The organism is Azospirillum sp. 11R-A (assembly GCF_049472615.1).
GTDB lineage: Bacteria > Pseudomonadota > Alphaproteobacteria > Azospirillales > Azospirillaceae > Azospirillum > Azospirillum palustre.
In genome coordinates, this window is the sequence record NZ_JBCEBL010000001.1 from 189,948 (window position 1) to 209,984 (window position 20,037).

A 20,037-nucleotide genomic window follows, 5' to 3' on the forward strand; every position below is an offset into this window, starting at 1 on the left:
CCGATGACCACCGCTTTCCTCGACCTGTCCGTCGTCCTGTACCATCCCGATCCGGAGTTGCTTGCCCGCTCGCTCGACACCATCGGTGCCGCCGCCGACCGGCTGGCGGCGGGAACCAGTGTTCAGACCCGGCTGTGGATCGTCGACAATGGCGCGCCAGAGGGCAGCGACGCGGCGACCAACCCGTTCCGGGCTCTGCTCGACCGCTATGCGGAGACCGGCCGGCCACCGGTGACTCTGATCGCCGGGCACGGCAATGTCGGCTATGGCGCCGGACACAATCTGGCGATCCGGCAGGGCGACGCGCCTTACCACCTGATCCTGAATTACGACATCCTGCTGGAGCCGGACGCGCTGCTGGCCGGCTGGCGCTACATGGAGGGGCATCCGCACACCGTGCTGCTGACGCCCAAGGTGTTCGGCCCGTCGGGTGAGCAGGAGTTCCTGTGCAAGCGCCGGCCGACCGTGCTGGATCTGGGGCTGCGCGCCTTCGCCCCCGGCTCCGTGAAGCGGATGTTCGCCAAGCGGCTCGACCGCTACGAGATGCGTGACGTCACCCGCGATGCCGTCGTGACCGGGCTGGAGCAGGTCAGCGGCGCCTTCATGCTGTTCCGGCGCGACGCACTGACCCGGCTGGGCGGCTTCGACGACGGCTATTTCCTGTATTTCGAGGATTTCGACCTGTCGCGCCGGGCGATGGCGCTGGGCGAGATCGCCTATGTACCGGATGTCCGCATGGTGCATTTCGGCGGCAAGGCGGCGCGCAAGGGCGGCGCACACATCCGGATGTTCGCCCGCTCCGCCCTACGCTTTTTCAACACCCACGGCTGGCGGCTGGTCTGAGCGGCGCGACAGCCGGCATCCCGGCCGGCCACGCGTCTTCAGCAGCAGCGGGTTCCAGGCGATCATGCGGGCAACCTGCCCGAGCGTCGCCTTGCGGTCGTGCTGGATGGCCCGGCGCTTGGCGATCATCCCCGGCAGTCCGCGCAGCGCGTCGCGGATGCCGCGGCCGATGGCGCCGGTGCGCCCGCTGCCCAGGCTGCGGAAGACCAGATAGACCACCAGCAGCGAATGGCCGAGGAAGGCCAGCGGCAGCAGCGGCAACGGCATGTTCTTCACCATCGTCCACACCAGATTGCGGACGCCGTGATACTGGGCGAAGGTGCCGTACTGCTTGGACACGCCGCTGCTGACATGCTCCACCACCGCGTCGCCGACCTGCACCGCTGGTCCGCCGCCGAGCCGGATGCGGAAGCCGAGGTCGACATCCTCGCAATAGCAGAAGAAATCCTCGTCGAAACCGCCGACCGCCTCGAAATAGTCGCGCCGGTACATGGCCGCCGCGGCACAGGGCGAGAAGACCGCTCCGCTGTAATAGGGCGGCTTCAGCATGCGGCGGTAGTTGACCCGCCAGGCGAAGCCGAAGATCGAATACTGGTCGCCCTCGCCGTCGATCATCCGTGGATCGTGCGAGAAAAGCTGGGTCGAGCCGAACATCGCCACGTCGGGCTGCGCATGGGCGGCGGCCTGCAGCCGCTCCATCCAGTCGCGGCGCGGGAAGGCGTCGGGGTTCAGCGTGACGATCCAGGGGACGGTGGCCCCGGCGGCGCCGACGTTGTTGGCCTTGGCGAAGCCGACATTCGTGTCCATCCGCACCATGCGAAAGCGCGGATCGGCGGGCAAGGCAATGCCGTCGACATCCTTGGAGGCATTGTCGACGATCACCACCTCGAAGGCGGGATCGGTCTGATCGAGCAGACAGCCAATGACGCGATTGACGAAGTCTGCGCAATTAAAGCTGACGATGATGATCCGGCTGTGCCGATCATTTGCACCGTCGACGGTATGTGACATGTCTTGGTAGCGTCCTTATTCACGCGTCCCTCTCCAGCTTATAGCCATTCCGACCCCCGACCGAAAGCTGGAAAAGGGTCTTGGGGCTTTGTGCCGTGGCACCACCCGGCCAAACCGGATACTAAGGCATGCTTGACTGCACCAACCGAATCCAGCCCGGACCGTCCTTCCCATGCGCGTTCTCCTGACCGGCGCCACCGGCTTCGTCGCCCGCCACACCATCCCGCTTCTGGCAGCCCACGGGCACACGGTGCGTGCCGCCCTGCGCACCCCGCAGGATGGGCCATGGGAACCGGCAGTGGTCGGCGACATCGGTCCCGGCACCGACTGGACCGCGGCGCTGGCCGGCATCGACGCGGTGATCCACATGGCGGCCCGCGTCCATGTGATGCGCGACAAGGCCGCCGACCCGCTGGCGGAGTTCCGCCGCGTCAACACCGCCGGCACGATCCGGCTGGCGGAGCAGGCGGCGGCGGCCGGGGTGAAACGCTTCGTCTTCCTCAGCAGCATCAAGGCGATGGTGGATGAAAGCCGCCCCGCCCCGCTGGACGAGGCGACGGCGCCCGATCCCCACAGCCCCTACGGCCTCTCGAAGCTGGAGGCGGAACGCGGGCTGGCGGCAATCTCCGCCCGCACCGGCATGGAGGTGGCGGTGATCCGCCCGCCGCTGGTCTATGGCCCCGGAGCGGCCGGCAACATGCGCGCCCTGGTGAAGCTGGTGGCGACCGGCCTGCCGCTGCCGCTGGGCGGCATCCACAACCGGCGCAGCCTGATCTATGTCGGCAACCTCGCCGACGCGGTGGTGACGGTGCTGGAGCATCCCGACGCCGCCGGCCGGACCTTCCTGGTCCAGGATGGGGAGCCGGTTTCGACCGCCGATCTGGTGCGCGCCATCGCCGAAGCGCTCGGCCGGCCGGCACGGCTGGTCCCGGTGCCGCGCGGGCTGATGGCGCTGGGAGCGGCGTTGACTGGCACGCGGGCGGTGTTCGACCGGCTGGCCGGCACGCTGACGGTGGATGACGGCCCCATCCGCAAAAGGCTCGGCTGGCGCCCGCCCCATGACCTTGCGTCCGGGTTGCGCGCCACCGCGGAATGGTTCAAAGCTTCCCGCGGCTGATTTCCAGGCTGGAACAGCCATGGCCGGCTTCAGCCCGCCGGTTTCCACGGCCGAACGAATGAACAAGGTTTAGCGGCATGCGCATCCCGTCCGCACGGGCCTCCCTGGTTTTCCTGCACGATCTGGTGATGACCGGGGTTGCCCTGGTCGTCGCCCTGTACCTGCGGGTGGGCGGTTCCGCCTTCGGCCTGTATTCCGACGCCCTGACCATCGCGCTGCCGGTGCTGGTCGGCGTGTCGGCGGCGGTCTTCCTGCTGTTCGGGCTGTACCGCGGCATCTGGCGCTACGCGTCCATTCCAGATCTGATGCAGGTGGTGCGCGCCGTCACGGTGGCGGTCCTGTGCTTCGTGCTGGCGATGTTCCTGTTGACGCGCGCCGAACTGCTGCCGCGCTCGCTGCCGCCGATCCTGTGGCTGGTGCAGATGCTTCTGCTGGGCGGGCCGCGCTTCGCCTACCGCTTCCTGAAGGACCGCCGCTTCAGCTGGGCCGAGGCGGTGGAGGGCGTGCCACGCATTCCCGTGCTGCTGCTGGGCGTCGGCGACGCAACGGAGCTGTTCATCCGTTCGCTCGACCAGCCGGGCCAGTCGGCCTATCGCGTGGTCGGCATCCTCGACGACAAGGGACGGCGCGTCGGCCATGCCGTGCGCGGCGTGCCGGTGCTGGGCGGTCCCGACGACCTGGAACAGGTGGTCCAGACGCTGGAGCGCAAGCACGAGCGGCCGCAGCGGCTGATCGTCACCAAGGGCAATGCCGAGCTGAAGGGGTCGACCCTGCGCAGCCTGCTCGACCGGGCGGAGGCGCTGGGGCTGGTCCTGTCGCGCCTGCCCAGCCTGACCGAGTTCAAGTCGGCGCTCGGCGAAGGCAAGGGCATCGAGGTGCGACCCATCGCGCTGGAGGATCTGCTGGGCCGGCCGCAGGCGGTGCTGGACCGCGGCGCCATTTCCGGACTGGTCGGCGGGCGGCGGGTGATCGTCACCGGCGCCGGCGGCACCATCGGCAGCGAACTGGTCCGCCAGATCGCCGCGTTGGGACCGGAACGGCTGATCCTGCTCGATGCCGGGGAGTTCAACCTCTACAGCATCGAGATGGAGGTGCGGGAGAAGTTCCCCAACCTCGACCCGCGCCCGGTGATCGCGGACGTGCGCGACCGCGACCGCATCATGCGCCTGTTCCAGGAGGAGCGCCCTGCCCTGGTCTTCCACGCCGCGGCGCTGAAGCACGTGCCGCTGGTGGAGTCCAACCCGTGCGAGGGCACGCTGACCAACGTCGTCGGCACCCGCAACGTGGCCGATGCGGCCCGCGCCGCCGGCTGCCTCGCCATGGTGCTGATCTCCACCGACAAGGCGATCCGCCCGACCAGCGTCATGGGGGCAGCCAAGCGCTTCGCCGAGACCTATTGCCAGGCGCTGGACGTGCTGCCGCCGCGCGACGGGACGGATCATGCCACCCGCTACATGACCGTGCGCTTCGGCAATGTGCTGGGCTCCTCGGGCTCGGTGGTGCCGCTGTTCACCCGGCAGCTGGCGAAGGGCGGCCCGCTGACCGTGACCCATCCCGACATGCGCCGCTATTTCATGACGGTGCGCGAAGCGGTGGAGCTGGTTCTGCAAGCCTCCGCCCACGGCGCCACCCGGGCGGAGGATCGCGGCAAGATCCTGGTGCTGGACATGGGCGAGCCGGTGAAGATCGCCGACCTTGCCCGCCAGATGATCCGGCTGGCCGGCTACCGCCCCGGCGTCGACATCGAGATCGCCTATACCGGCCTGCGTCCGGGCGAGAAGCTGTTCGAGGAAATCCTGACCGCCGCGGAGGCGCCGAGCCGTACCGAGGCCGACGGCGTCTTCCTCGCCTCCCCCCGGCTGATCGACTATGCGCTGATCAACCGCGCCGTGGGCGAGCTGGAGGCGGCTGCGCGGGCCGGCGACGGCGAGCGGGTCCTGTCGATCCTCGGCACCGTCGTGCCCGATTTCCGCGCCGAAGCGGTGCTTCCGCCGGCCGCAACACAGGCCTGATCCGGGCAGTCGTTCCGGGCTCGAAAAAAAGTGAGCGGCGAGGTGATTTTAAGCGCTTGCATCCCCAAAAGGCCTGTGGCATAACCCGCGCCACTTCGGGGGGCGGTCAAGCCTGAACGCCTCACCCGGACGCATCGCCCCAGCGATGATCGGTTATCGGGGCTGCCGTAGCTCAGTGGTAGAGCACTCCCTTGGTAAGGGAGAGGTCGAGAGTTCAATCCTCTCTGGCAGCACCATTCCTCCGATCTTGTCATGAGGCGCCTGCATCTGGCGCTGCCGTAGCTCAGTGGTAGAGCACTCCCTTGGTAAGGGAGAGGTCGAGAGTTCAATCCTCTCTGGCAGCACCATTCCCCTCTTTTAAAAACTCCCCCTTAAAAATCAGCGCATCGCTTCCTTGACCTTGCCGCCGAAAGGCCGCAAGAAATCCGCGCAAATAGACGCTACGTCATTTATCGGCGCGGGTTCGTTTCGGGAGGATGTCACCATGGCCGGCAACAGCTTCGGCACGCTTTTCCGCTTCACCACCTGGGGCGAAAGCCACGGCCCGGCCATCGGCGTCGTCGTCGACGGCTGCCCGTCGCTGCTCGACCTCGTGGCGGAAACGGACATCCAGCCCTGGATGGACAAGCGCCGGCCAGGCCAGTCGCGTTACACGACCCAGCGCCAGGAACCCGATCAGGTGAAGATCCTGTCCGGCGTGTTCGAAGGCAAGACGACCGGCACGCCCATCTCGCTGCTGATCGAGAACACCGACCAGCGCTCCAAGGACTACAGCGACATCGCCGGCAAATTCCGCCCCGGCCATGCCGACTACACCTACTGGCAGAAATACGGCATCCGCGATTACCGCGGCGGCGGCCGCTCTTCGGCGCGGGAAACCGCCTGCCGGGTCGCCGCCGGTGCGGTGGCGCGCAAGGTGCTGGGGTCCGCCATCCAGGTGCGCGGTGCGCTGGTGCAGGTCGGCCCGCACAAGATCGATCACAGCCGCTGGGACTGGGCGGAGATCGACAACAACCCCTTCTTCTGCCCCGACCCGGTCGCCGCCACCCAATGGGCCGAGTATCTCGACGGCATCCGCAAGAGCGGCTCGTCGGTCGGCGCGGTGGTCGAACTGGTGGCTTCCGGCGTGCCGGTGGGGCTGGGCGACCCGCTCTATGACAAGCTCGACAGCGACCTCGCCTGCGCGATGATGACGATCAACGCGGTCAAGGGCGTCGAGATCGGCAATGGCTTCGCCGCCGCCGAACTGACCGGCGAGGACAACGCCGACCAGATGCGCATGGGGCCGGACGGCCAGCCGCAGTTCCTGACCAACAATGCCGGCGGCATCCTGGGCGGCATCTCCACCGGGCAGGACATCGTCGTGCGCTTCGCGGTCAAGCCGACCAGCTCGATCCTGACGCCGCGCCAGACGGTGGACACCGCCGGCAACGACACCGACATCCTGACCAAGGGCCGTCACGACCCCTGCGTCGGCATCCGCGCCGTGCCGGTGGGCGAGGCGATGATGGCCTGCGTCCTGGCCGACCATCTGCTGCGCCGGCGGGCGGAACGGCGGGAGTGACCGGCCCATGCCCGTCCTCCGCCACGGACCGCGCCTGATCCTCGCCCTGGCGATTCTGGTCTTCGCCGCGCCCGCTGCGGCGGAGGACGGCAAGACCTTCCGGGAGTTCGACGAGAGCTTCAAAAGCTGGAAGCTCTACTGCCAGCTCTGGTCCGGCACACGGCAGGTCGAATGCGAGCTGTCCACCCGCGGCGTCAACGACCGCACCGCCCGGCTGGTCTGGCTGCGCTCGACCGAGCGCTGGCGCGAGGGGCTGCGCTTCCGCGTCTCCCCCGAATCGCTGGATTTGGACCGGCTGGTCCGCGTCTGGGCCGATCGGGCGGTGTTCAAGCCCGATTCCCCCTGCAAGCCCTTCCGCTTCGAAACCAACACCTGTGCGATGACCGACCCCGACCTGAACCGCCGGATGGTGGAGAAGATCGCCCAGGCGCCGGAAGTTTCCATCGTCGGCCAGTCGCCGGCAGGGGAGAAGACGGAGGTCCGCTTCCCGTTGGCGGGATTCCGCGAGGCGCTGGAGCGCAGCGACGCCATCCGGGCGATAGTCGGCACCCCCTGGGCGACAAGCCCCAGCGGCGATTGATCCCTATATAGCCATACCAGCGCCAAGAACCGACGGATCCCCCGCCCAGTGACCGACAGCCATTTCCCCAGCAAGGACGCCATCCTCGCCTTCATCCGGTCCAGCACCACCCCCGTCGGCAAGCGCGAGATCGCCCGCGCCTTCAAGCTGTCCGGATCGGCCGACCGGGAGACGCTGAAGGATCTGCTCCGCGAGCTGGAGGCGGACGGTACGGTGGAGCGCGGGCGCAACAAGCGCATGGCCCCGCCGCAGGCCCTGCCCGCCGTCGCGGTGCTGCTGGTCACTGGCGCCGATGCGGACGGCGAGCTTGCCGCCCGGCCGCTGACCTGGACCGGCGAGGGCAACCCGCCGCGCATCTTCCTGCTGCCGGAGAAGAAGTCGCGGGGAGAGGAGAAGCCGCTGGCGGTCGGCGACACGCTGCTGGCGAAGCTTGCCCGCATCAACGACCGCCTCTACGAAGCCCGCGTCATCCGCCGCATCGACGGGGAGCGCGAGGGCCGCATCCTCGGCGTCTACCGGCCGAGCGCCGATGGCGGGCGCATCCTCCCGACCGACCGCCGCCACAAGACCGAATTCCTGGTGCTGCCGCCCAACCGCGGCGATGCCGAGCCGGGCGACCTCGTCTTCGCCGACATCCTGCCGGCCGGGCGCGCCGGCCAGCCGCAGGCCCGCGTGGTCGAGCGGCTGGGCTCCACCGACGAGCCGCGCGCCTTCAGCCTGATCGCCATCCATGCCCACGGCATCCCCACCGTCTTCCCGCACGCAGCCTTGCGCGAGGCGGAACTGGCGGCGGTGCCGGCGCAGATGCAGCGGGAGGATCTGCGCGACATCCCGCTGGTGACCATCGACGGCGCCGACGCCCGCGACTTCGACGATGCCGTGTGGGCGGAGGCCGACGGCGATCCGGAGAACCCGGACGGCTGGCACCTGATCGTCGCCATCGCCGACGTGTCCTATTACGTGCGCCCTGGATCGGCGCTTGACCGCACCGCCTACGAGCGCGGCAACTCCGTCTATTTTCCCGACCGCGTCGTGCCGATGCTGCCGGAGGCGCTGTCGAACGGCCTGTGTTCGCTGCGGCCGGGGGAGGATCGCGCCTGTCTGGCCTTTCACCTGTGGATCGACCGCAGCGGTGTGCTGATCCGGCATCGTCTGGTCCGCGGGCTGATGCGGTCGGTGGCACGGCTGATCTATGAACAGGTGCAGGACTGCCACGACGGCCGGCCGGACGAGGTGACGGGGCCGCTCGCCGACGGCGTGATCGCCCCGCTGTTCGGCGCCTATGCCCGGCTCGCCGCCGCCCGTGCCAAGCGCGGCACACTGGAACTGGACCTGCCGGAACGCCGCGTCCACATCGACGAACGCGGCCGGGTCGCCGAGATCGTCAGACGCGAGCGCCATGACAGCCATAGGCTGATCGAGGAGTTCATGATCGCCGCCAACGTCGCGGCGGCGGAAGTGCTGGAGCGGCGCACCATGCCGGGCCTCTACCGCATCCACGACCGCCCCTCGATGGAGAAGATGGAGGCGTTGCGCGGCTTCCTGGCCGGGATCGGCCACCCGCTGACCAAGAGCGCCGACCTGACGCCCGACCACTTCACCCGCATCCTGCGCAAGGTGGAGGGCACATCGCACGCAACTCTGGTCAGCGAGGTGGTCCTGCGCGCCCAAGCCCAGGCCGCCTACAGCCCGGACAACATCGGCCATTTCGGGCTGGCGCTGCACCGCTACGCCCATTTCACCTCGCCGATCCGCCGCTATGCCGACCTGATCGTCCACCGCGCGCTGATCCGCACGCTGGGGCTGGGCGTCGGCGGGCTGGACGACGAGACGCTGGGCCGGCTGGCGGAGATCGGGGACCATCTGTCCAGCACCGAACGCCGCGCCGCCACCGCCGAGCGCGACGCAGTGGACCGCTACACCGCCGCCTTCCTGGCCGACCGCATCGGGGACCGTTTCAGCGGCCGAATCTCCGGCGTCAGCCGCTTCGGGCTGTTCGTGCGGCTGGACGAGAGCGGCGCCGACGGGCTGGTTCCGGCCAGCAGCCTGCCCGACGACCGGTACGACCATGACGAGGCCGCGCACGCCCTGGTCGGGCAGCGTACGGGGCGCACGTACCGCCTCAGCAGCCCGGTCAAGGTGGTGCTGGTAGAGGCCGATCCGGTCAGCGGCAGCACACTTTTCCGGCTGGCCGACTAAGGCCTGACGGGAGGACGACCCCAGACCCGTTGCAGAATGGCAACGCTTGAGCCGGGAGGCCGGCCGGAAGGCGACTCGTGGGCAGGCCACGGTTTCAGGGTACCGCCGCCATACAAGCGTGGCCTTGGCGACACAGGGTTGGACATTCCGCAACATTGTGGTGCGGCCCGCAATTTTGTCCCGCCCGCCCTCCTGAACGAAGGTGTATCTATCACCCATCCGGGATCGGGAACATCCTCCTCCGGTCCGGCTGCAGGAAAGGGAGGCCGCGGTTCGCCCCATGGCCCAGTTCGATCACAGCGTGTGCGATCACGGCGTGTGCGACCAGAATGCACCGTCCCACGTGCCGTCTTTTCGGATCTCCGCCCTATCGGGCGCCCTGATTTCAGGTGTGGCGCGCCGGTTCAGCCGCCCGCTCCGTCATCTGGCCTTCCAGTTTTCCACCGCAGCCCTTCTCGCCACCACCGCTCTCGCCGGGACTCCGCAGGCCGCGAACACCGCGCCGCAGCCGGTGACCGAACAGGTTTTCTCCGTCGGCTTCGCCAAGATCGCCGAGGTCTATCTGGAGCCGGTGTCCTTCAACCGCCTGGGAATGGACGGGTTGAAGGGGCTGACCGCGCTCGACCCGTCGGTGACGGTGGAGCATGCCGGCAGCACCGTACGCCTGTACGTGTCGGGCGCCCTGGCAGCGGAGTACGGTACCGCTGCCGATGGCGACGCCGCCGGCTGGGCGGTTCTGACCACCCGCATCATCGACCGCGCCCGCGTCTATTCCCCCACCCTGGCGAAAGCGACGCCGGAGCGGCTGTATCAGGTGGTGTTCGACGGCGTCACCGCCGATCTCGACGGCTATTCCCGCTACACCGGCGTCCAGCGCGCCAGCAACGAACGCGCCCAGCGCGAGGGGTATGGCGGCGTCGGCCTCTCGCTGGACACCACATCCAACGGTCGCGTCATCGTGCATGACGTGATGCCGCACAGCCCGGCCGAGCGCGTTGGCATCTTCGACGGCGATCAGCTTCTCGCTATCGATGGCGACCTGACGACACGGATGAGCGCGGCGGACATGCGCGAGCGGCTGCGCGGTCCCACCGGCACACTGGTCACGCTGACCGTCGCCCGCGACAATGGCGCCCCCCGCCGGCTGCCGCTGCGCCGCGAGCGGGTGGTGCCGAACACCGTCACCTATTCGCTGTCCGGCGACGTCGGCATCGTCAAGCTCGACCGCTTCAACGCCACCACGGCCTCCAGCCTGCGGTCGGCGGTGACCTCCATCCGTCAAGCGGCGGGGCCGACGCTGCAAGGCATGGTTCTCGATCTGCGCGGCAATCCGGGCGGGTTGCTGGACCAGGCGGTCGCGGTCGCCGACCTGTTCATCCGCCGCGGCCGGATCATCTCCACCGAAGGACGCAACCCCGAAAGCCGCCAGCGCTTCGACGCCAACCCCGACGACCTGCTCGACGGGTTGCCGCTGGTGGTGCTGGTCGACGGCCGCTCCGCCTCGTCGGCGGAGGTGGTGGCGGCGGCTCTGCAGGACTCGGGCCGCGCGGTGGTGGTCGGCGCCTCCAGCTACGGCAAGGGCAGCGTCCAGACAGTCAACCGCCTTCCCAACGACGGCGAGCTGTTCCTGACCTGGAGCCGCATCTACACCCCGGCCGGCTATACCCTGCACCGCCAGGGCGTCCAGCCCACCGTCTGCACCAGCCGGGCCGGCCAGACCGATCCGGAGGCCCTGCTGTCCGACCTGCGCGAGGGGCGGCTGCGCCCGGCGCAGGTGGCGAGCTGGCGGTCCAAGGCAGCCGACGACGAGCATGCGCTGAGCGCCCTGCGCGAAGCCTGCCCGTGGAAAGAGCACGAGCCGGAACTGGACCTGAAGGTCGCCATGCGCCTGCTGGCCGAGCCGGGGCTGTACCAGCGCGCCGTCGCCACCGCCGTGGTCAACACGGTGGCGGAGCGCTGACCGCCATTTCGGGGGGCGTCGCTGTGGCAATCGCCGTCGGACGCCAGATTCACCGCCCATAGGGCTTGACATTGCGGCGTCAGACGGTATTTTCCGCCGCTACGACGCCGCCCCCGCCGGGCCGGCGGGGCACGGATTTTTTGTCGGGATCGAGATCATGGCCAAGCAGAACACCGTCCTCATCAAGCTGGTGAGCACGGCTGACACCGGTTTCTTCTACGTGAAGAAGAAGAACCCGAAGAAGACCACCGAGAAGCTGTCGTTCCGCAAGTACGACCCGGTGGCGCGCAAGCACGTCGAGTTCAAGGAAGCCAAGATCAAGTAAGTCTTGTCCGACATTGAGCTGTGCTTCCAGTGAACAAGGCCGCCTTCCGGGCGGCCTTTTCGTTTTTGGCTCCATGCATCGCCGGTGCCTTTTATCGGCCATTGCAGATGCGGCGTCCGGTCGCAGCCGCTATTTGCGGTGACCGTTCCACCACGGATGCATGCATTCCAAAAGGGGCGTTTCGGGTGGACACTCTCCGAAGAGATCCGGATTTCGGAGGGACCGCCCGTGCCCGACACACATCCAATCCTGAGCGCAGGTCCGACCGCCGCGCAATCCCTCACCGAACGCCGGCAGTCCCTCGCCACCCGCTTCCAGAAGGCGCGTGCCCGCACCGCCGAACTGGTCGCCACCCTGTCGCCGGAAGACCAGATGGTGCAGACCGTTCCGGACGGCGCGCCGGCGAAATGGCATCTCGCCCACACCAGCTGGCTGTTCGAGGTCGCGGTGCTGATTCCTTTCAGCCCCGGCTATCGGCCGGCAGACCCGGCCTTCCTCGACCTGTTCGCCGCCAACAGCGATGACGGCGTCGCGCCCACCCGCGTTCTGTCGCGCCCGACGGCGGCCGAGATCATGCGCCATCGCGACCAGATCAACGCCGCGGTGCTGCACCTGATCGACGGCATCGACGACGGGCTTTGGGACCCAGCCGAGTCGGCACTGATGATGGCCATCGCCCACGAGCGGCGCCATCAGGAGCGCATGCTGCTGCACATCAAGCATGCCCTGTGGAGCAACCCGCTGCGTCCGGCTTACGAGCAGGCGCCCGACCACCCGCATCTGGGTGCCCCGGCCGACGGATGGCTGGAGCAGCCAGGCGGCCTCGTCGAGGTCGGCCGGCCGATGCCCTTGCCCGGATTCGACCATGAGAGCCCGCGCCACCGCGTCTGGCTGGAGCCCTACCGGCTGGCCGCCCGTCCGGTGACCTGCCGCGACTATCTCGCCTTCATCGAGGCGGGCGGTTACGGCGACCGTTCCCTCTGGCTGTCCGATGGTTGGGGGGTCGCAAAGGCCGAAGGCTGGAGCGCCCCGCTCTACTGGCAGCGCGGCGACTCCGAATCGGGCAGCCGCTGGCAGGTCTTCACCCTCTATGGCATGCAGCCGCTCGATCCCGACGAGCCGGTCTGCCATGTCAGCTGGTACGAGGCCGACGCCTATGCCCGCTGGGCCGGCAAGCGCCTGCCGCGGGAGGCGGAATGGGAAGCGGTCGCCGCCGGCTGCGACAGCATGGGCAACCTGTTGGGCACCGGCCATCGCCATCCGCGCGCCGGCTCCTGCCATGGCACCGGCCCCTGGCAGATGTGCGGCGACGTGTGGGAATGGACCGCCGACGCCTTCACGACATATCCCGGCTACCGCCGCCCCCACGCCGGGGACAAGACGGCTCTGGACGAGGCGGTCAATGGCCGGCTCGCCAGCAACCGCATGGTGCTGCGCGGCGGCAGCTGCCTCACCCCCTTCGACCATGCCGGCCCGTGGACGCGCCATTACCTGCGTCCGGAGACCCGGCTGTCGATGAGCGGGTTCAGGCTGGCGGAGGATGTGCCGGCGACAGCTGCGCGTCGCCGCCGGCGATCAACGCCCGCGCCTGCCCCTGTGTGACGACTCCGCGTTCCGTCAGGCGGGAGAGCAGCGCGACGGCAAGCTCGGCCTGGGCCTGCGCCTCGCCCTGGGGACCGTTGCGTGGGGGGCGGGGCAAGGCGAAGGTCTCCGCCAAACGGTCGGACGATGCACCGGCCAGGGCCGGGTCCAGCGCTGCCGCCAGCGCGCCGAGATCGAGCGTCGGCGGCAACGCCGGTTCGGCGATGCCTGCCAGGGCTGCCGACCGCGCCAGAGCGGCAATCGCCGAGTCGATGCCGATCCCGACGACGATGCAGTTGTGCAGCGCCTCCTGGATCGCCGGCCACACCGCGGCGAAGGGGCGTTCGCCTGCCACCATGGCGGTGCCGATGCCGTGACGGGCCGCCGCCTCGGCCGGCACCGGCTCGATGGGATCGATCAGCAGGGCGAGCGACACGGTCGGAAAGATGCGCGACCCGACCAGCCGGACGGTGCCGACCGCGATCACCGGACCGCTGCCCGCCTCCACCCCCGCCGTCGCCACCCAAAGCGCAACGAACGGCAGGGCGGCCAACGGCTCCTCGTCGCCAAGCGGGGTGGCGGGCTGGGCCGGGCGCAGGCTGAGCGTGCGCTTGCCGCTGAGGCCGGCGGCATGGGCCATGCCGCGGGCGGGGAAAGACAGCAGAACACCGGCACTGAGCCCCAGATCGGCCACCCGCGCCGACAACTCGCCGTCTTCCGTGCGGCGCAGCACGGCGGTGACGGGAGCACCGCCGCCGCGCGCCCGCTCCATGGCACGGGCCAGATCGTCGCGGAGCAGCGACTTGCCGATGTCGGTCCCCTCCTCCACACCCAGCAGGCGGGCCGCGCCAGGGTTCAACTGCTCCACCCGCCCCTGCTCGTCGAGAATCAGCAGAGGATCGTCGGACAGGGCCAGAGCCGCCCGCAAGGCCCGGTCGATGCGCCCACTGCCCAGCAGTCCCTCACCCAAGCCGCGCTCGCCGCCGCGGGCCAGACTGACCGCCTCGGCCAAGCGCGCCAGTTCGCCGGACATCGGTTCGAGATCGACCCGGTTGCGGGAGCCCGACAACCTGTCGGACAGGCGGTCGAGGTCGCGGAAATGGCGCGACAGTCGCGAGAAGACGAACCACACCGACAAAAGTCCGAGCCCGCAGATCGCCAGACCGCGGGTGAAGGCGGTTCGGTCGTCCGCCGCCAGCTGTGTGATCTCCACGCCCAGAAACACCAGCGCTGCCGCCGTCACGGCCAGCCCCAGCATCACCACGCGCCAAACGCCGCCCTTCATCGGGCCGTCTCCCCATCATTGCGCCCGGAGTCTAGCGGGCAGAGGGGAAACGGAGAAGCCGCACGCGTGTTCAGCGCATCACGACGATGGTCCAGGCGCCCTCCACCTCGGCCATCAGGCCGGCCAGCGCACCGCGCACCCCACCCGACAGGCCAACCAGCAGAAGTGCCACCACCGCAACAGCCAGCGCATTGTCCAGGAACGACCGGGTCGGCCAGCGTCCGGTGGAACGGTTACGGGCAGGAGACGGAAAGAACGGCATCGGCGGCTCCGGCCTGGAGGGCGTGGGACTTGGTCCAGCCTACCGACGGCGATGACGAACAAGCCCTTAACGCGGTACCGGAGGGCACCGCTTGACTCACCTTTGACTCCGCACAGCCGCGATTCACGGAGGTTTTTAAAGTCGAGACAGCGCTTCCCGCCCCCGGCGGACGGCTCTACCCTTTGCCGCCGCATCCGCGAATTTGGGTTACCGCCTTTGCGTAAAATACATAACAACTTGCGCCGCGATTTTTGCTGTCCTTCACCTGCATTTCTTGGTTTGCCTGCTTGTCGGATGATGCTAAGAGTGATGCATCCAATCAAAACACTCCTTTCCGCATAGGCAATTGCTTGGGAGGCCGGCAATGACTTTGGTCTATCGTCCCCTGCCCTATGGCGGGCACGAAGACCGGCGGACGGGTCGTCACCTGCTTCTGGTGGTCGCCCTGATCCTTGCCATTCCGACCGCGTTGGGTGCCGGCTGCACCGTCGATGCCTTGCGCAGCTATGCGGTGGAAGCCCGGCTGTCGCAGGCGGTCGATGCCGCCGCGCTGGCCGGCGGGCGGGTGATGTTCGACTCGCAGCGCGACGGACACATCCGCAGCTTCTTCGACAAGGCCTTCCCCAACGGCTTCCTCGGATCGAACCTGTCTCCCCTGACGATTGCCGAGGATGCCGCCGCCGGCACCCTTACGGTCAGCGCCCACGCCACCGTCAACGCCATCTTCCTGCGCCTGTTCGGCAAGAAAGAGGTGACGGTGGAAGCGCAGTCCATCGTCCGCCGCGGCCAGCACGTCCGCAGCAAGCTGCAATAACCTCCCCACTTCCTGACCGAGCCTCATCGCCGATTCGCGACGCTCGCATTCGCGGAATGCAGCCCGGCGACTTCGCAACTGCGGTAGAAGGGACGCACAGCGCCCTTTCCACCGGAGTCCGCGATGCTCGGAACCCTGACGCTCCTGCTGCTCTGCCAACTGGCCGGTGAACTGGCTGCCCGCCTGTTGCACCTGCCGATCCCCGGCCCGGTGCTGGGCATGCTGCTGCTGTTCGCCGGGTTGCTGCTGCGCGGCGGCGTGCCGAACACGGTACAGGACACGGCAGGCGGGCTTTTGCGCCATCTGTCGCTGCTGTTCGTGCCGGCCGGTGTCGGGGTAATGGTCCATGTCACCCGCCTGGAGACCGAGGCTCTGCCCATCGTCGCCGCCCTGTTCGGCAGCACCCTGTTCGGAATCGCGGTGACGGCGAAGCTGATGGCCTTCCTGTTGAGCCGCACCGATCCGCGGCTGGAGGAGGAAGCGGCGGCAGGAGAGCAGGCCAAGGGAGACCGGACATGAGCGCCGATCTTCACCAGATCTGGGTCTATCTGTCCGCCAACCCGCTGGCCGGGCTGACGCTGACGCTGGTCGCCTACCAGATCGGCCTGTGGGTCTTTGAAAAGCTCGGACGACGCCCGGTGCTGAACCCTGTGCTAATCGCCGTCGTCCTGATCGCTGGAACGCTCAGCCTGTCGGGCATCGATTACCGCACCTATTTCGACGGCGCGCAGTTCGTCCATTTCCTGCTCGGCCCGGCGACGGTGGCGCTCGCCATCCCGCTCTACAACCAGTTCCAGGAGGTCCGCCGCTCAGCCGTGGCTCTGGTGGTGGCGCTGCTGGTGGGTTCCGCCGCCTCGGCGCTGAGCGCCGTGGCGCTGGTCTGGGCGTTCGGCGGCAGCAAGGCGACCATCCTGTCGATGGCGCCGAAATCCGTCACCTCCCCCATCGCCATGGGCGTGTCGGAGCAGATCGGCGGCCTGCCGTCGCTGACCGCGGTGTTCGTCATCATCACCGGCATCGTCGCCGCCAGCCTCGGCACCTGGGTGCTGAACCTCGTGCGGGTGAAGGACTGGCGCGCCCGCGGCTTCGGCATGGGTGTGGCGGCGCACGGCATCGGCACCGCCCGCGCCTTGCAGGTCAACGAGGTGGCGGGCGCCTTCGCCGGGTTGGGCATGGGGTTGAATGGGCTGGCGACGGCGTTGCTGCTGCCGACGCTGTACCACCTGATCTGGGGCTGACGTGGGAGGCTGGGAAGAATGGAAGGGGTGGCGATGGTTGGTGCATCCCGCAGTCCGTTTTTCGCCGATCCGGGCTTGACAGCCATGCCGCACCTGCGCACAGTGCGCCCCATGAACACCATCGACCTGCAGAACGCCCTTCTTCGACTTCTCGGCCCGGCGCTTTAAGCGTCCGGGTCTGTCGCGTTCGCACACCATTTCCATCGGTCGAAGTGTCTGTTCCATGAGCGATGTTTTCAAAGGCGCCAGTATCGGCGTCGCCCGGCCGGGGCCGGGACTGCGACTTACCGACGGTCGCTGAGCCACATCCGGCGGCTCCGCGGCCGTACCCCTCGCCGGTCCCTCCGCCTTTCAAAATCCGATCCGCCGCCCCCGCCCGCACAGACTGCCGGGCCCGGGGCCGCCACTGGAGCCGAACGACGCCATGAGCACCGCGACCCAAACCAACATCCCGAGCCTGCCGAAGTCCCCGTCCAAGTACGCCCCCTTCCCCCAGGTGAAGCTGACCGACCGCCAGTGGCCGTCGCGTACCCTGGACAAGGCGCCGATGTGGTGCTCGGTCGACCTGCGCGACGGCAACCAGGCGCTGATCGAGCCGATGGGGCCGGACCGCAAGCGCGCCATGTTCGACCTGCTGCTGCGCATGGGCTTCAAGGAGATCGAGGTCGGCTTCCCCGCCGCGTCGCAGACCGATTTCGACTTCTGCCGCGAGATCATCGACGGCAACAAGATCCCCGACGGCGTCACCATCCAGGTGCTGACCCAGGCGCGCGAGGAGCTGATCCGTCGCACCTTCGAGGGCATCAAGGGAGCCAAGCGCGCCATCGTGCATCTGTACAACTCCACCTCGGAGTTGCAGCGCCGCGTCGTGTTCGGGTTGGACCGCCAGGGCATCGTCGACATCGCCGTCCAGGGTGCCAAGCTGATCAAGCAGCTGGCCGACGAGACCCCGGAAACCGAGATCGTCCTGCAATACTCGCCGGAGAGCTTCACCGGCACCGAGCTGGATTTCGCCGTCGAGATCTGCGAAGCGGTGATGGAGGTCTGGCAGCCGACGCCCGAGCGCAGGATCATCCTGAACCTGCCCTCGACGGTCGAGATGTCGATGCCGAACGTCCATGCCGACCAGATCGAATGGTTCTGCAAGACGATGAAGAACCGCGAGTCGGCGATCATCTCCCTGCACCCGCACAATGACCGCGGCACCGGCGTCGCCGCGGCCGAGCTGGGGCTGCTGGCCGGCGCCGACCGCGTCGAAGGCACCCTGTTCGGCAACGGCGAGCGCACCGGCAACGTCGACGTCGTCACGCTGGCGCTGAACATGTTCACCCAGGGCGTCGATCCGGAACTGAACATCGACGACATCAACGAGATCGTCCGCGTTTCCGAATACTGCACGCAGCTGCCGGTCCACCCGCGCCACCCCTATGCCGGCGAGCTGGTGTTCACCGCCTTCTCCGGCTCGCACCAGGACGCCATCAACAAGGGGCTGAAGGCGCTGACCAAGTCCAACACCGGCAAGTGGGAGGTCCCGTACCTGCCCATCGACCCGCAGGACCTGGGCCGCAGCTACGAGGCGGTGATCCGCATCAACAGCCAGTCCGGCAAGGGCGGCATCGCCTATGTGCTGGAAAAGGACTACGGCCTGCAGATCCCGCGCCGCCTGCAGATCGAGTTCTCCAAGGTCGTGCAGCGCGTCGCCGACGAGACCGGCAAGGAACTGTCGCCCGCCGACATCCACGCCGCCTTCCAGGCCGAGTATCTGGACATCGACAGCCCGCTGGAACTGGTCGAGCATTCGACCGAGCCGCGCGGCCCGAACTCGGGCGCCCGCGCCATGAGCGTGGTGATGCGCCGCAACGGCGAGATCGTCACCACCAAGGGCAAGGGCAACGGCCCCATCGACGCCTTCCTGGACGCCCTGCGCCAGGGTTGCGGCACCGACCTGCACGTCGTCGACTACCGCGAGCACGCCATCGGCTCCGGCGAGGACGCCCAGGCCTGCGCCTATGTCGAGGTGAAGACCGGCGACAAAACCCTGTTCGGCGTGGGCATCGACGCCGACATCGTGACCGCCTCGCTGCGAGCCCTGGTCAGCGCCGCCAACCGCGCGACGCGCTAAGGGTCTCGCTTGCGGCCCTCTTCCTCCGGCTCTCGCGAGCGGCAGGAAGAGGGCCATTAACTTGCCCCCACCGCCCCAGCCGCCTATAAGTCCCCACGAAACGCTAGAGCAACAGCGGACAGCGCTATGATCGTGGTCACCGGCGGGGCCGGCTTCATCGGGTCCAACCTTGTCGCGGCTCTGGCTGCGCGCGGCATCACCGACGTGGCGGTGGTCGACCGCTTCCGCGAGGGCGAGAAGTGGCAGAACCTCGCCAAGCGCGAGGTCGCGGCCCTGGTGCCGCCCGAGCAAACGCTGGCCTTCCTCGACCAGCATGCCGCCGAGATCGACACCGTCTTCCATCTCGGCGCCATCTCCGCCACCACCGAGCGGGACGTCGACAAGATCGTCGCCAACAACGTCGCTCTGACGCTGGATCTGTGGCGCTGGTGTTCCTGGCGCGGCTGCCGGCTGGTCTACGCCTCCTCCGCCGCGACCTATGGCGACGGCGCCGTCGGTTTCGACGATGACGGCTCCTGCGACGGGCTGGCGCGGCTGCGGCCGCTGAACGCCTATGGCTGGTCCAAGCATCTGGTCGACCGCCGCATCGCCCGCGCCGTCGCCGGCGGCGACCTCGTGCCGCCGCAATGGGCCGGGCTGAAATTCTTCAACGTCTACGGCCCGAACGAAGCCCACAAGGGCGACATGATGAGCGTAATCGCCAAGCTGCATCCGCAGCTGATGGCCGGCCAGCCGGCGCGCCTGTTCAAGTCGCACAAGGACGGCTTCGAGGATGGCGGCCAGCTGCGCGACTTCATCCACGTCGACGACTGCGTCGCGGTGATGCTGTGGCTCTACGACCATCCCGACGTCAGCGGCCTGTTCAACGTCGGAACCGGCAAGGCCCGCAGCTTCAAGGATCTGGCGTTGGCGACTTTCGCCGCGCTGGGGCTGCCCCCCCGGATTGAGTACTTCGAGATGCCCGAGCATCTGCGCGGCAAATACCAATATTTCACGCAGGCGACGACGGATCGCCTGCGCGCCGCCGGGTTCGACCAGCCCTTCACCGAGCTGGAAGAGGGTGTCCGGCGCTATGTGCAGGATTTCCTGTCGCAGCCCGACCCGTATCGCTGACCGGAGTTCCC

At 68.4% G+C, this 20,037-nt stretch carries 17 protein-coding genes and 2 tRNA genes; 16 read left to right on the forward strand and 3 right to left on the reverse strand.

What is annotated here, in order from left to right:
• Nucleotides 1-3 precede the first annotated feature (3 nt).
• On the forward strand, nucleotides 4-843 hold the full coding sequence (locus VH569_RS00950) for a glycosyltransferase family 2 protein (RefSeq protein WP_423313280.1): 840 nt from the start codon (nucleotides 4-6) through the stop codon (nucleotides 841-843).
• Here VH569_RS00950 and VH569_RS00955 read toward each other — a convergent pair.
• Nucleotides 805-1,854 carry a glycosyltransferase family 2 protein gene (locus VH569_RS00955; protein WP_377808896.1) on the reverse strand — a complete coding sequence of 350 codons (1,050 nt, stop codon included), beginning with the start codon at nucleotides 1,852-1,854 and terminating at the stop codon, nucleotides 805-807. The two genes, VH569_RS00950 and VH569_RS00955, sit on opposite strands and share 39 nt — an antisense overlap.
• A 172-nt stretch (nucleotides 1,855-2,026) precedes the next feature.
• Here VH569_RS00955 and VH569_RS00960 point away from each other — a divergent pair, with 172 nt between their 5' ends.
• The 10 genes from VH569_RS00960 to egtB all read left to right on the forward strand — a co-directional run bounded on the left by VH569_RS00960 (nucleotide 2,027) and on the right by egtB (nucleotide 13,213).
• On the forward strand, nucleotides 2,027-2,971 hold the full coding sequence (locus tag VH569_RS00960) for a UDP-glucose 4-epimerase family protein (RefSeq protein ID WP_423313283.1): 945 nt from the start codon (nucleotides 2,027-2,029) through the stop codon (nucleotides 2,969-2,971).
• Nucleotides 2,972-3,048: 77 nt separating this feature from the next.
• Nucleotides 3,049-4,983 carry a polysaccharide biosynthesis protein gene (locus tag VH569_RS00965; RefSeq protein WP_423313285.1) on the forward strand — a complete coding sequence of 645 codons (1,935 nt, stop codon included), beginning with the start codon at nucleotides 3,049-3,051 and terminating at the stop codon, nucleotides 4,981-4,983.
• Between the two features lie 161 nt (nucleotides 4,984-5,144).
• Nucleotides 5,145-5,219 (forward strand) — tRNA-Thr (locus VH569_RS00970).
• A 36-nt stretch (nucleotides 5,220-5,255) separates the two neighbouring features.
• Nucleotides 5,256-5,330 (forward strand) — tRNA-Thr (locus VH569_RS00975).
• Nucleotides 5,331-5,467: 137 nt separating this feature from the next.
• On the forward strand, nucleotides 5,468-6,547 hold the full coding sequence (gene aroC / locus VH569_RS00980) for a chorismate synthase (protein WP_109047232.1): 1,080 nt from the start codon (nucleotides 5,468-5,470) through the stop codon (nucleotides 6,545-6,547).
• A 7-nt stretch (nucleotides 6,548-6,554) separates the two neighbouring features.
• Nucleotides 6,555-7,127: a hypothetical protein gene (locus VH569_RS00985; protein ID WP_423313288.1), complete on the forward strand. Its 573-nt coding sequence runs from the start codon at nucleotides 6,555-6,557 to the stop codon at nucleotides 7,125-7,127.
• 48 nt (nucleotides 7,128-7,175) lie between these two features.
• Nucleotides 7,176-9,326, forward strand: coding sequence for a ribonuclease R (gene rnr / locus VH569_RS00990; RefSeq protein ID WP_423313290.1), 2,151 nt, complete (start codon nucleotides 7,176-7,178; stop codon nucleotides 9,324-9,326).
• A 391-nt stretch (nucleotides 9,327-9,717) separates the two neighbouring features.
• Nucleotides 9,718-11,286 carry a S41 family peptidase gene (locus VH569_RS00995; protein WP_423313292.1) on the forward strand — a complete coding sequence of 523 codons (1,569 nt, stop codon included), beginning with the start codon at nucleotides 9,718-9,720 and terminating at the stop codon, nucleotides 11,284-11,286.
• A 157-nt stretch (nucleotides 11,287-11,443) separates the two neighbouring features.
• A complete protein-coding gene (gene rpmG, locus VH569_RS01000; RefSeq protein WP_012974790.1) occupies nucleotides 11,444-11,611 on the forward strand; it encodes a 50S ribosomal protein L33 in 168 nt (55 codons plus the stop codon).
• Nucleotides 11,612-11,839: 228 nt separating this feature from the next.
• Entirely contained in the window at nucleotides 11,840-13,213 is a 1,374-nt protein-coding gene (gene egtB, locus VH569_RS01005; RefSeq protein ID WP_423313295.1) for an ergothioneine biosynthesis protein EgtB, read from the forward strand.
• On the opposite strand, the gene VH569_RS01010 is transcribed toward egtB, so the two are convergent.
• Together VH569_RS01010 and VH569_RS01015 are read right to left on the reverse strand one after the other, a co-directional pair.
• On the reverse strand, nucleotides 13,137-14,477 hold the full coding sequence (locus tag VH569_RS01010) for a PAS domain-containing protein (RefSeq protein ID WP_423313297.1): 1,341 nt from the start codon (nucleotides 14,475-14,477) through the stop codon (nucleotides 13,137-13,139). The genes egtB and VH569_RS01010 overlap by 77 nt on opposite strands.
• 70 nt (nucleotides 14,478-14,547) lie before the next feature.
• Nucleotides 14,548-14,739 (reverse strand): hypothetical protein, encoded by a 192-nt coding sequence (locus VH569_RS01015; RefSeq protein ID WP_423313299.1) that lies wholly within the window; start codon nucleotides 14,737-14,739, stop codon nucleotides 14,548-14,550.
• A gap of 364 nt (nucleotides 14,740-15,103) precedes the next feature.
• Here VH569_RS01015 and VH569_RS01020 point away from each other — a divergent pair, with 364 nt between their 5' ends.
• The 5 genes from VH569_RS01020 to rfaD all read left to right on the forward strand — a co-directional run bounded on the left by VH569_RS01020 (nucleotide 15,104) and on the right by rfaD (nucleotide 20,026).
• Nucleotides 15,104-15,553: a pilus assembly protein TadG-related protein gene (locus VH569_RS01020; RefSeq protein ID WP_098739305.1), complete on the forward strand. Its 450-nt coding sequence runs from the start codon at nucleotides 15,104-15,106 to the stop codon at nucleotides 15,551-15,553.
• 123 nt (nucleotides 15,554-15,676) lie between these two features.
• Nucleotides 15,677-16,072, forward strand: coding sequence for a CidA/LrgA family protein (locus VH569_RS01025; RefSeq protein WP_423313301.1), 396 nt, complete (start codon nucleotides 15,677-15,679; stop codon nucleotides 16,070-16,072).
• Nucleotides 16,069-16,791 (forward strand): LrgB family protein, encoded by a 723-nt coding sequence (locus VH569_RS01030; protein WP_423313303.1) that lies wholly within the window; start codon nucleotides 16,069-16,071, stop codon nucleotides 16,789-16,791. Before VH569_RS01025 ends, VH569_RS01030 begins: the two co-directional genes overlap by 4 nt.
• Nucleotides 16,792-17,215: 424 nt before the next feature.
• Nucleotides 17,216-18,913, forward strand: a complete 1,698-nt coding sequence (gene leuA, locus VH569_RS01035; protein WP_423313305.1) for a 2-isopropylmalate synthase — start codon at nucleotides 17,216-17,218, stop codon at nucleotides 18,911-18,913.
• A gap of 126 nt (nucleotides 18,914-19,039) precedes the next feature.
• The gene (gene rfaD / locus VH569_RS01040) at nucleotides 19,040-20,026 is read left to right on the forward strand and encodes an ADP-glyceromanno-heptose 6-epimerase (protein ID WP_423313307.1); all 987 of its coding nucleotides are present in this window, start codon (nucleotides 19,040-19,042) and stop codon (nucleotides 20,024-20,026) included.
• The last annotated feature ends 11 nt before the right edge of the window (nucleotides 20,027-20,037 follow it).